This is a genomic window from Cognatundibacterium curvum, assembly GCF_014284235.1.
Lineage (GTDB): Bacteria > Pseudomonadota > Gammaproteobacteria > Burkholderiales > Burkholderiaceae_D > Undibacterium > Undibacterium curvum.
Genome location: NZ_JACOGD010000015.1, coordinates 16076 through 28857 on the forward strand (window position 1 = coordinate 16076; position 12782 = coordinate 28857).

General features: G+C 51.0%; 8 protein-coding genes and 1 rRNA gene. 4 read left to right on the plus strand and 5 right to left on the minus strand.

The features are described from left to right. Positions 1–103: 103 nt before the first annotated feature. Complete coding sequence (locus H8K43_RS18530; protein ID WP_186905231.1) at positions 104–1408, minus strand: diguanylate cyclase; 1305 nt, start codon at positions 1406–1408, stop codon at positions 104–106. Positions 1409–1741: 333 nt separating this feature from the next. Here H8K43_RS18530 and H8K43_RS18535 point away from each other — a divergent pair, with 333 nt between their 5' ends. After that, positions 1742–4738, plus strand: coding sequence for an EAL domain-containing protein (locus tag H8K43_RS18535; RefSeq protein WP_186905232.1), 2997 nt, complete (start codon positions 1742–1744; stop codon positions 4736–4738). A 101-nt stretch (positions 4739–4839) separates the two neighbouring features. Here the strand turns inward: H8K43_RS18535 and H8K43_RS18540 are convergent, their stop codons facing one another. The 3 genes from H8K43_RS18540 to H8K43_RS18550 form a co-directional block, all read right to left on the minus strand. Beyond that, a complete protein-coding gene (locus H8K43_RS18540) occupies positions 4840–5322 on the minus strand; it encodes a GNAT family N-acetyltransferase (protein WP_186905233.1) in 483 nt (160 codons plus the stop codon). Between the two features lie 161 nt (positions 5323–5483). After that, positions 5484–6686, minus strand: a complete 1203-nt coding sequence (locus H8K43_RS18545) for a hemin-degrading factor (RefSeq protein WP_186905234.1) — start codon at positions 6684–6686, stop codon at positions 5484–5486. Between the two features lie 55 nt (positions 6687–6741). Continuing rightward, positions 6742–9132, minus strand: a complete 2391-nt coding sequence (locus H8K43_RS18550) for a TonB-dependent receptor domain-containing protein (RefSeq protein WP_186905235.1) — start codon at positions 9130–9132, stop codon at positions 6742–6744. Here H8K43_RS18550 and H8K43_RS18555 point away from each other — a divergent pair. The 3 genes from H8K43_RS18555 (at position 9131) to H8K43_RS18565 (ending at position 12415) form a co-directional block, all read left to right on the plus strand. Continuing rightward, positions 9131–9307, plus strand: coding sequence for a hypothetical protein (locus tag H8K43_RS18555; RefSeq protein WP_186905236.1), 177 nt, complete (start codon positions 9131–9133; stop codon positions 9305–9307). The two genes, H8K43_RS18550 and H8K43_RS18555, sit on opposite strands and share 2 nt — an antisense overlap. A 187-nt stretch (positions 9308–9494) precedes the next feature. Beyond that, positions 9495–10922: a cytochrome c oxidase accessory protein CcoG gene (gene ccoG, locus H8K43_RS18560; RefSeq protein WP_186905237.1), complete on the plus strand. Its 1428-nt coding sequence runs from the start codon at positions 9495–9497 to the stop codon at positions 10920–10922. Positions 10923–10999: 77 nt separating this feature from the next. Continuing rightward, entirely contained in the window at positions 11000–12415 is a 1416-nt protein-coding gene (locus tag H8K43_RS18565; RefSeq protein WP_186905238.1) for an aminotransferase-like domain-containing protein, read from the plus strand. A gap of 273 nt (positions 12416–12688) precedes the next feature. Here H8K43_RS18565 and rrf read toward each other — a convergent pair. After that, positions 12689–12782 (minus strand): 5S ribosomal RNA (rrf, locus tag H8K43_RS19315); the annotation flags it as partial.

Sequence of the window (12782 nt, forward strand, 5' to 3'; positions counted from 1 at the left end):
ATTTCTTTCAGGCCGGATGCCGCGCCTGCTCTTTCTGAACTGAGCTGGACAGCGTCAGAACGCGCCTTGTCAGCATGCAAACGGTGGTCAGCAAACCAGCGGATTAGCCTGCCACCAGACGATTACGTCCGGCTTCCTTGGCCTGGTACAGGCGCAGATCAGCTGCCTTCATCAAGGCATGTAAGTCGCCGTTACCACTCGCACAGCCTATACTGACAGTGATGGACAGGCGCCCATTGTGGTTAGCGGGAACTGCTCCCGGGAGTTGAAATGGCGTTTTCTCTATATGTGAGCGGAACTGTTCGAGTACATCCAGAATATAGTTTTGTTCCCGCCCATGAAACAGGATAACAAACTCCTCACCGCCGATCCGTGCCACTAATTCTCTGGCAAAAAAGGCTTGCATGGTATGTGCCAGAAAACAGATCGCGAGGTCTCCGACGTCGTGCCCAAACTGATCATTAATGCGCTTAAAATGATCGATATCGATCACACCAAGGTAACAGCATTGATTGGCAGTGGCAGCTTCCTGTACCAGCACCTGTCCCGATTCAAAAAAATACCTGCGGTTATATAATCCGGTCAGATAATCCGTATTAGAGACATACAGCGTTTCCTTAATCAGATCGAGCATCTGTAAATTTTGTGTGACACGGCACAAAAATTCTTCGTATGAAAAAGGCTTGGGAATAAAGTCATTGGCACCGGATTTCAAAAAGTGCGCCACCAGAGTTTTGTCTGCAGAGCCGGAAATACCGATAATCGCCAGCTTTTCTTTACGGTGTTTTTTACGGATTTGCGTCACAAACTCAACGCCGCTCATATGCGGCATTTCATGATCACTGAGCACCAGCTGTATATCTTTTTCCTGCTCTAAGATTGCCAGTGCCTCAACCGGATTTTTAGTACAAATGGCGGTGATTTTCTGGCGCGCCAGATAATGGCGAATGATGGTCAGCGAAGATTCCGAATCATCGACCACCAAAGCCTTAATCTGCAGATTTCTGGTCACACGCTCGACCAGGCTGGCCACATATTCAAGTGAGTTCAGGCTTCGTTTGAGTACATAGTCGACTACGCCACGGCGTAACAGAAGATTACGCAAGGGCTCAGAAAAAGTTCCGGTCAAGGCAATCACCGGTATCCCATGCGCCTGCACCGCGTCGATCACCTCTTCATTCGAGCCATCTGGCAAAGTTAAATCACAAATCGCAATAGAGATTACTTCATGAGAATTAGCCAATACTAGCTTCGCTTCAGCCAGGGTGGCACAGACCACGGTTGGACAAGTCAATTTGGCATTCAATACCGTTACCAACATACTGGAAAACGTTTTTTGATCCTCAATGATCAGCGCTACGCCTGGTATCGTTTTTGAATGAAAGCTATGTTCATTTTGATTCAGCATGCCGGGATTTCTTTATTCAGATTAAAGCTAAAAGCTTGAGGAGCCGCGTAAGGCTGCAATGAGTAGCATAAAATACAAAAACCATACGCAACTGCTTCCTGGATTACCCATTTTATCTATAGTGACATTACAGACTTTAATTGACAACCGCCAACTAAGAGATAAAGTCATCAATAAGAAACTACGGCTAGGTGAAAGACAATTCCCCGCTTTTTTATAAGTGAAAACAAACCACCTGATGCCACATCGATAACGCAGAAAGTACCACAAAAGTACACCAAGCCAACATAGGGTGAGATTGTACTGAGCATCTCCACCTTGATAATGTGAACAATGATTAAAGCGCCTCTCCCCGCCTCTGAAGAACAACGACTCAACGCCTTGCGACAGCTGGAAATTCTTGACACTGAGCCGGAAGCTGAATTTGATTCCTTAGCGAAAGTCGCGGCGCTCATCTGTGAAGTGCCCATCTCGCTAATTAGTCTGGTCGATGAAAACCGCCAGTGGTTTAAAGCCGTCAATGGTTTGGCCGGCGTGACAGAAACACCACGAGATGTTGCGTTTTGTTCACACGCCATCCTCGGTCAACAATTAATGGAAGTCAGGGATGCCAGGGAGGACGAACGGTTCCGTGACAACCCTCTGGTAACAGCCGATCCCAGCATCCGGTTTTATGCTGGTGCACCGGTATGCCTGTCAAACGGCCACAACATCGGTACCCTGTGTGTGATTGACCGGCAACCACGCCAGTTAACAGCAGTTCAAAAAGAAAGCCTGCTCCATTTAGCAGCAGCTGCTGCCAAGGCACTGGAGGGGCGTTATGCGACGTCCATGCTGGCCAGAGAACTACGTGAAAAACAGCAAAGAGAGTTGCAATTTGAAGCACTGACCAAGTCAGCGCCGAACGGTGTTTTTTTCCTTGGTCGCGATGGCCAGTGTAGCTATGTGAATGCAGCCTGGGAAGCCATTTACCAGATGGATGCAGCTGCTGCAATGGGTCATGGATGGACTACCCGCATCCTGCAGGAAGATAAAGCACTGGTTTTCCAGCAATGGGGACAAGCTTTGATCGAGAAGAAGGATTTTTCGCTCGAATTCAGAATAGTGATGCCCGATTTATCCTTGCGCTATGTCCGTAGCCTGGCCAGTGCGATTTATAACGAGCATGGACAGTTAGTCAATTTTGTCGGTTCTGTAGAAGATATTTCACTACGCAAACGTCATGAACAACAAATATCGGAAGACCAGCGTCGCATTAAACTAGCCACCAACAGCGGAAGAATCGGTATCTGGGAACTGGATCTGGAAACTGATCGCCTGGTATGGGACGAACTGATGTATCGCTTATACGATATGCCAGATACAGGAACGGAACTCAGCTATCAGGACTGGCGCACACGCTTACACCCGGACAGTCTGCAACAAGCCGAACAGGAATTCGCACAAGCTGTTATCGATGCTGATGAATTTGAAGGGGAATTTACGATACGCTGGCGCGATGGCAGCGTGCACCATATCAAGAACTCAGCGCATATTCAACGTGACGCACGAGGCAAAGCAATCAAACTGACCGGCGCAAACTGGGATGTGACTAAGCTGCGTGTACTGAGCGAAGAGTTGTCGGATCAACGGGAGTTACTGGAAGTGACCCTGTCGTCCATAGGCGATGCAGTGATCACGACTGATGATAACGGCCAGGTAACATGGATGAATCCGGTTGCGGAGCGTATGACAGGCTGGCAAAGTAACGAAGCCCGTGGTCTGCCTCTGGTCCAGATTTTTCATATCGTTAATGCTGAAACTCGCTTAGCAACGGAGAACCCGGTACAAACCTGTCTGCAACAAGGAAAAATCGTCGGCCTCGCTAATCACACGTTGCTGATTTCCAAAGATGGCACAGAATTCGGCATTGAAGACTCAGCTTCCCCGATACGCGATAAACAAGGGCGTGTGCTGGGTGTGGTTCTGGTCTTCCATGATGTGACAGAATCGCGCCGTTTATCTGGCGAGATGTACCATAGAGCGACCCACGATGCATTGACCGGACTGGTCAATCGCGCAGAATTTGAATCACGTTTACTCAAAGTCCTGAACGATGCCCACCATACGCAATCCAGTCATTCGCTGCTCTACATCGATCTGGATCAGTTCAAACTGGTGAATGACGCCTGTGGACACTCCGCCGGGGATTTGCTGCTGCAACAGGTATCCAAACTGATAGGAGAATCCATTCGTAGCCGGGATACCCTGGCCCGCTTGGGCGGTGACGAATTTGCCATTATTCTGGAACAGTGTCCGCAAGAGTATGCAAACCGGATTGCACAGCAGATTTGTGACAATATGGAAAACTACCGCTTTCAGCACGACAACCGGCGTTTTCGGGTTGGCACCAGCATAGGCCTGGTTCCTGTCGATCAACGCTGGCAGAATCCTGGCGCAATCATGAAGGCAGCGGATATGTGCTGCTATGCAGCTAAGGAGGCTGGCAGAAATCGTGTGCATGTCTGGTTCGATACGGATCTGGCAATCCGCACCCGGCACGGAGAAATGCAATGGACAACCAGAATAGAAAATGCGCTGGATGAAGCACGCTTTGTCTTACATGCCCAAAAAATATCTGCCATTTCAGCCGGTCTGGAAAAAGTCCATGCAGAAGTCTTGTTGCGTATGAAATCAGAAGATGGAAATCTGGTGATGCCCGGTGCTTTCCTGCCCGCCGCAGAGCGCTTCCATTTGATGTCACGCATAGATAAGTGGGTGGTACGTCAAAGTCTGGACAGGCTGGCGCAGTTGCCGGATCTGTCTATACTCGACATGCTGGCAATTAATCTGTCTGGCCAGTCGGTCGGAGATCGGGCCTTCCACCGCTGGATGGAAGAAACCCTGACTGAAGCCGGAGACGATATTTGTCGTCACCTATGCCTTGAAATTACAGAAACCGCGGCCGTCACCAACCTGGCAGATGCAACAGTGTTTATAGAGAAGGTCAGGTCTCTGGGAGTCAGGGTGGCACTGGATGATTTTGGTGCTGGCGCATCGTCTTTCGGATATCTGAAGTCTATACCGGTCGACTACCTGAAAATCGATGGGCAATTCGTCAAAGACATCATCACTGACCCACTCGATTTCGCAGCCGTGCGTTGTTTTAACGATGTAGCCAAAGTCATCGGTGTTAAAACGATTGCTGAGTTTGTTGAAAATCGTGAAGTGCTGGCTAAATTGCAGGAAATTGGGGTCGACTATGCTCAGGGTTATCTGATACACCAGCCTGAGCCTTTGGAAAATCTGTTAATGGCTTCGCCAACATCTTTGCTAGGCTTTCCATCCTGATTGATCCGGGAGATCAGGAGATCAGAACATCTGAATACATGATGTCTGCCCGGATCAAAACAGGCCGCCTCGTATCTGAGCAGAGTGCGGCGTAGGCCAGTTCAATTTGCCGGCACCTGGCTAGTGCCTGCTTCATCAGAAAACAGGTATTCAAGGACTTCGTCATATTGTCCAGATAATTGCCCGGTACTGCGCCAGCCCAGATGCCGGTAAAAGCCATATGAACGCACGGCCGGATTGCGCGAGCAGGCTAAAAACAAGCGCTGGTGTCCGTGCTGCCGCAACGCGTGCATTGCGCGCTGAATTAACTGTTGACCTATGCCCTTGCCTTCCGCTTGCGGTAACAAGGCTAATACTACGATTTCACCTGACTGAACATCCGCAAAACAGTAACCCAGGATTTGGCCTTGCTCTGCAATCCAGCCTGGCAGACTGCCATCGCTGACTTGGGCCGCCCACGATGCCTGTGTGACGCCCAGCTCAGCCAGACGCTCAGCGCTGACTGCATTTTCCCGCGTGAGTCCGCGCAATTGTATGCACTCCGCAATATCGCTGGCTAAGGCAGGGCGAAAATTCAATGTCATGATGCATACCCTATAAAAGTTAACTGAGGCAGTGAGCATACATGGGCGAGCTGCACGCCGCAAATAAAAAACCGGATGCTGCCTGGCGCAACCTCCGGCTCCTCACTTACATGACCAGATCATTCGATCAATCCGGCTTACCAGGCATGATGCCGCTGGCCTTATTGCGCCGCACGCGGCAAGGCAGCTGCGAGCGCTATCCAGCTGGCAGGCTGCGGCTTCGCGCGTTCACGGACACCAAAGAAGCTGACCACCAGTTTGCCATCACGATCAAAAAATTCGACCGAAGTCACACCGGCACGTTGCAATACCCAACCCTGCATCAGTGCCGATTCGCGTATATGCAGATTAAAGGCTGGATCGAGTACGTTGTACCACTCGCCACTGGCGGCGGTTTTCTCTATTTTTCCACTGAAGATCTGCGTCACACCGGTATTACCGAGGAAGGCCATGATACTGATTTGTTGTTGCGCAGCCTGATCCAGCAGCGTACGTAAAGCAGCTGGGCTGACTTTCTGCGCCATACCTGCAGGCGCGAGGCGGAATGCCTGTTCACGGTTCAGACCGAACTCGCGAACGATCTGATTGAACTGATGCACGTCGCTCATTTCTTTCCAGGCTAACTGGAACTCTTTCACATCCACCTCCTGGTCAGGCTTAGTCGCCAATGCTGGCAGCGCACCTTGAATTTGTAGCGCAAGCTGTTGTTGTGGATGACGGAAGTCTTGTACCAGTTTGTCATAAACTGCGATACTGGCCTCATTTCTGAGATAGAGCTTATGCACAGACTGGCCATAGGCATCAAAGAATTGCAGACTACGGCTGATGTTGCCATCACGACCCGGCTGCACCACAGCAAATGCATATTTCCAGTCTAAGAAATGGAAGCGCAGATCGATCTCTCCACCCAGATAACCACCTGCGATGTTACGCAGCCTTTCTTCGCGCTCACGCGCATTTTCCGGTGTCAATGCCTGAGCTTGTTCATCCTGCAAAGACTTTAAGCGCATCGCAGTACCGGTACGCTCCAGCACGCCATGTTCATTCCTCGTCGTTGCCATGACCTGCCCCAGATCCAGGGCGCGGCGCATGATTTCGCGGAAAGTATGCTCATCGTTTTGCAGTCTGGTGACGCCTTGCCCGATCTGACTTGCCAGCAGCTCCGCTTCTGACACCTTAAGTTTGGCAGCCGCATCACGGATTTGCAGACGCGGCTGCTCTTTGCGCAGTTCTGCCCAGCGCGCTGCCAGACCAGAGGCCCCTGCTGCCTCATCAGCAGCATAGCTGAGCTGGGCTGCCTGACTCAGGATCAGCGCAGCGATCAGTGTGAATAAGCGGTGTTTTGATTTACGTGATGTTTTCATTTTTTTCCTTTTCGAATTCAATACAATTCAATGCAGTACGGTGCGGTGTTCATACTCAGAAGCTCAGGTTCATACTCACAGAGAAATGACGTCCGGGCTGAGCCTGGCGCTCGATATCAGCCAGCGCCGCTGCTGTCGTACCGGCAGCCAGACCACGTGCGGAGGCGTAATCCCAGTACTTGCGGTCAGCCAGGTTGCTGATCGCTGCCTGCACGCGAAGTTGCTGACTGATACGCCACCAGCTGCTGACATCCACCACGCTGTAAGCGGGCACCGCAAAACGTGCAGTCGCAATACCGGAGATCACATCGTCCGGCGCTTGTTTGCCAGCCACATGACGGGCATAGACAGCGATGCCAAAACGACCGGCCGGATCATCGTAGTTCAGACCAGCGCTGAACTTAGCCGGCGCAACAGAGGCCAGTGCCGCGCGTTGGCCAGTCTTCTGATTAAAGGCATCGCCGCGCGTATAGCCCGCTGCCAGATCCAAGGCATAACCGGTCAAGGCCGGCGCCCACGCCCCCAGCTCAAAGCGGCTGCTGGCTTCGATGCCACGGGTAGTGACTTCGCCTATGTTTTCAGGACGAAATAAGCCAAAGGTAATGCTTGGATAATTCACCGGGTCCGGCGCTTGTGCCACATACTCGATAAAGTCGTGATAGCGTGTGTAAAACAGTGCTGAACGTAGCTGCCAGCCACGTACAGGGCTGCCGCGCAAACCCAGCTCGGCAGCATCGCTGCTTTCTTTTTTCAGACGAGAATTTCCCAATACGGCATAGCCATTGCCAGCGCCGGTATAACTGAAAGAATCAAACGTACCGGTACGTTCTGCGGCACTGGGTAAGCGATTACCATGCTTGTATTGCGCATACACGTCCAGATCACGTCCGAGACCGATAGCGAGCTCGACAGCAGGGGTCAATACGGTATCGGTCTCTGTACGGATTTCACGTGCAGCTGCAGGTACCGCGACGACATACTGCTGTAAATTCACAGGCTTCAGTTTGCGATAGTCGGCGCGCAAGCTTGGTGTCAGACTGATCCGGTGCTGATTCCACATCCACTGCTGTTCATCTTTAACGCTCAGTGCAAGCTGGTCCGTGTCCATATCTGCCATGCGGTTCTTGCTGGTGATCTGATGTGCGCCTGTCGCTAATACGGTGCGATCTTCCAGCCACGGCCGTTTGCTGCTGGTGTGTGATGCCTGCACATTGACATAGGTTTGGTGCTGCGGCGTCCATTGCTTCATGAGCTGAGTGCTCACGCCATAGCTATTATTGTCAAAGCTAGTCAGGATCTGACGCTGATAAGCTTTACCGCCAAACAGATAGCGCGCCTGGGTATTTTCACTGACCTTTGCGTCCTGCCAGTAAATCTGACTATTAATACTGTCCAGCCAGCCGCTGTCGATTTGTGCGCTATGTTCCAGACTGATACGCTGACGTCTGGTCACACTATCCTGTGCAGCACCATCGGGATACAAACCTCCCTGCTTATTATTCAGCTGGCGCTCATGATTTCTTTCGTAGCCATCCAGTGTGAAGACATATTTTTGTGTAGCTGTTGCCTGATAAGCCAGCTTAGCCAATACAGCACTGGAATGCCATTGATCCGGATTGACAGGCACATCGCCTTTGCTGGATGCTTCTTGCCCTTTACGATAGACAGCGATCGCCATGCCTTGCCAGTTACCGGACTGGGTTGCACCGGTTAGCGTATGAAACTGACTGCGGTTAACGCTCTGATATCCATTACGATAGCTGGCATAGCGGTCCCCATCCTGAGACACAAAATCAGAGGGCGATTTACTGGCAAAACTCACACCACCGCCCAGGCCACTGCCATCCGCCGCGCTATGCCCTATTTGCACAGCGCGTAAAGTCTCTACATCCACATATTCACGGCCACTGGCAAAGCTATTCAGCGTCATGCCATCTGGTTTCGGCGCCGCTTCCGGCATCGCAATGCCATCCAGGTCCATGCCGATACGGTTACCCTCTATGCCACGAATATGAAACCCGGTACTACCCGCACCATCCCAGATATTGCCGCTGCCACTTAAGGCGGCAGGCACACTGATCAAAGGCTCGTAACGCACGATGTCAGCCATGGAGACCACATTACGTGCAGCCATTTCTTCGCTGGTGATACGTTTTTTTTGCTTGTCCGCCAGCGATTCTTTTCTGGCCTGAACATGGATGTCTGGCAAACGTCGCTGCGCAATTCCAGTCTCAGGATAGACCTCTGTTCTCTCTTGCGCCTGTGCGCTCGCGGCCATGGACAGCATGCCCGTCAATAGTGCCTGTATAGCCAATTGCATAGTGCTCAGGCCAGGCATGCGATGCTGGGAAATTGAGTTGCTGTGTTTTTTTGAAACGAAAGATGGAGCGGACATAGCTGAAGTCAGACCACCGTCTGCCAGCGACCGCAAATGAGATTTCATCATGAAATTCCAAAAGTTGGGAAGGTTAAAGCTGGCGGTGAAATCCGGGAGGCGTGATCAGGCGTTCGAAGCTGGTCAGACGGATAAGACAAGTGCTGGCGACGCACACACTTTATCACGAATGATTCTCATTTACAATATTGACCATCTGGTCTGGTATCTCGACATCAGCTATTGAAGATGCAAGGCACGTCTGTTTTATAGAGCCTGTCCTAATGCTTCCATCCCTCGTGCACGTATCCATCTGCTCTGGTTTTTCAGAAAAATCTGCTGCTGTTTTTACGCTGCAGTGCCGCAGACAATACAAGACATCCTGCAGGTGCCAGTGAGCACCGGCGCTCTACTCTCAGCTCTGGGTCCAGTCTATGAAAACCTCCCCTCCTGCCGTTTCCGTCATCAGCATGTACACCAAATTTGATGATGTTTATGTGCGTGAATCCAAGGGGCGCTACACCAATCTGCGCTGGTTTTTTGTGTGGCTGACGCAAGCTGTTTTCTTTGGCTTGCCATGGCTACGCTGGGACGAGCGCCAGGCGGTGCTGTTTGACCTGGGTGCGAGAAAATTCTTTCTGTTTGGTCTGGTGCTGTTCCCACAAGATCTGATTTACCTGGCGGTTCTGCTTATCATCTGTGCCTATAGTCTGTTTTTATTCACCGCGGTCAGTGGCCGGGTCTGGTGTGGCTTCAGCTGCCCGCAAACGGTCTACACTGAAATTTTCATGTGGATAGAAAATAAGACAGAAGGCAGCCGCAGTGCCAGGATGCGTATGGCCAAGCAGGGACTGAAAGCGGAGAAGCTGCGTAAGCGCTCGTTAAAGCATATGCTCTGGCTAACGTTCGCGGGCTGGACCGGACTTAGTTTCGTCGCTTACTTTATTCCGGCACATTCCTTGTTGGCGGATATACAGGCTGGTCAGCTGGCTTCCTGGCAGTGCTTCTGGATCGCGTTTTATGGTTTGGCTACTTATCTGAATGCGGGTTTCATGCGCGAACAAATATGCCGTTACCTGTGTCCTTATGCACGCTTTCAGGGTTCTATGCTGGATCAGGATACGCTGATCGTGAGCTATGACCAGCAACGCGGAGAACCACGTCAGGACTGGTCCGCAAAAGAAAAACAAAGCAGTGCACGACAAGGCAGTTGTATAGATTGTTCTTTGTGCGTGCAGGTATGCCCGACTGGCATTGATATTCGTAATGGCTTGCAACATGACTGCATAGGTTGCGCTGCCTGCATCGATGCCTGTGACAGCGTGATGGATAAAATTCAGGCACCGCAAGGTTTAGTACGCTTCACCACTGCCCGTGCACTATTGAATGGCGAAGGTAGTGAAGCGATCCTGCGGCGGATCTGGCGTCCACGTGTAGTCATTTACAGCGTGATTCTGGGTCTGATCGTCAGTGCTTTCAGCTACGCCCTGTTCACCCGGTCTGACTTACGCATGAATGTGATGCGTGACCGAAGAATCCTGAGCCGTGAAGTGGAAGGCGGTGCGCATGAGAATATCTATCGTCTGCATCTGATGAGCACTGCTGAACAAGCCAGGGATTTACGTATCGCAGTGACTGGCCTTGATGGTCTGCAATTGCAATCAACGGGCAAGGTTCATTTAGAGCCTACTGAATCCAGAACACTCCCTGTTACACTGCGTCTCCCAGCGAATGATCAGGCAGCTGGAAATCTGCAGTTTGAGTTTGTGGTGTATGCGATAAATCCGGAACATCAACAGGAACAAGTGATACTGCGTGAAGGTGCGAGCTTTCATCTCCCCGCAACTCAGAACGAAAAATAACATTGGTAATATGCGATTTGCGGCAGAATTGCACCATTAGGCATCAATAGGCATCAATAGGACACTCAGCGCTAGCTATGAAACGTTATGAAGCACTGGCAGAAGATATCGCCTTATCGATACGTACAGGCATACTGAAGCGTGGTGAAAAACTACCTTCAGTTCGCCAGACCAGTGAACGTCGCAGCGTCAGCCAGGCCACGGTCTATCAAGCCTATTATCTGCTCGAAGCACGCGGTCTGATCCGCGCCAGGGAACGCTCAGGCTACTACGTGATTGCCGGGGCCAGCAAATTGCCACCGGAACCCGAGCTACTCAGCAGTACCAGCGGTGACTCGACCACAGTGGATGTGAGTGAGCTGATTTTTGAAGTGCTGCAATCCACCAAGGCCAGGGACGTGGTGCCGTTGGGTTCAGCCTTCCCTTGCCCCTCGCTCTTCCCCTATGACAAACTGGCTTCCAGTATGAACAGCAGTCTGCAACAACTCGACCCGTGGGCTACGGTTGAAGATCTGACGACTGGCAGCAGTGAGTTACGACGTCAGATTGCACTACGTTACCTGTTGGTTGGTATGCATGTGAATCCTGACGATATCCTGATTACCAACGGTGCGCTCGAAGCCCTGAATCTGGCTCTGCTTGCAGTGACGAGACCGGGTGACGCAGTTATCATCGAATCACCGGCATTTTACGGTGCATTGCAATCCTTAGAGCGCATGGGCTTAAAGGCCATCGAAGTGGCAACGCATCCACGCGAAGGTATCGATCTGGATGCACTGGAATCTGCCTTACGTAAGCATCAGCCCAAAGCATGCTGGTTAATGAGCAATTTTCAGAATCCATTGGGCTGTTCTATGCCCGACCAGAAAAAACAAAATCTGGTGGCTCTGCTGGAAAAGTTTCAGGTACCGCTGATTGAAGATGATGTCTATGCTGAATTGTATTTTTCCAGTCATCGTCCTCTGCCAGCCAAGGCCTTCGATCAATGCGGCCTGGTCTTACATTGTTCTTCGTTCTCAAAATCACTGGCACCCGGTTTCCGTATAGGCTGGATACTCGGCGGGCGCTATCTGCCTAAACTGATACGGCAAAAACTCAGCAGCAGTTTGTCTGCATCTTTGCCAGCACAGGAAGCGATCGCGCATTATCTGTCGAAAGGACATTACGATAATCACTTGCGCCGGCTACGTCATACTCTGTCAGTACAGCAGAGTGTCTACACCGAAGCAATTGCACGCTACCTGCCTGCGGGGACATTGGCCACACGACCTCTGGGCGGTTACATATTGTGGCTGGAACTAGCTGCCCATGTTGATGTGCTGAGCTTACAAAGGCTGGCGATTGCACTGGGTATCAGTATCGCACCGGGACCGATGTTCTCAGCGCAACGCCAGTTCAGACATTGTCTGCGCCTGAATTATGGACATCCATACAGCGACAAAACCGCGGAAGCTATGCAAACCTTAAGCAAATTAATACAGCAGCAAAGCTGAATCACTATGTTGGTGTTATTGCGCAAACAGCGGGCTCATTGAGTTTGCAGTGTGAATCGCTTTTAATCACCTTTACAAGCCCTGTGCAAACCTGATCAAACTACACAAATAAAAACAAAGGGAGAACGCGCGAGCGTTCTCCCTTTGTTTTTATTTTCTGGTTTTTGTTTTTTGGTTTATGTTTTTTGCTCTTCGGCTGTTAGTTGCTTGCAAAGCGCAGAGCATGAAAGCAAAACCCCTCGTTACTACTGTAACGAGGGGTTTTTAAAGGGAGCCTGACGATAACCTACTTTCACACTGGTTGCAGCACTATCATTGGCGCAGAGTCGTTTCACGGTCCTGTTCGGGATGGGAAGGGGTGGTACCA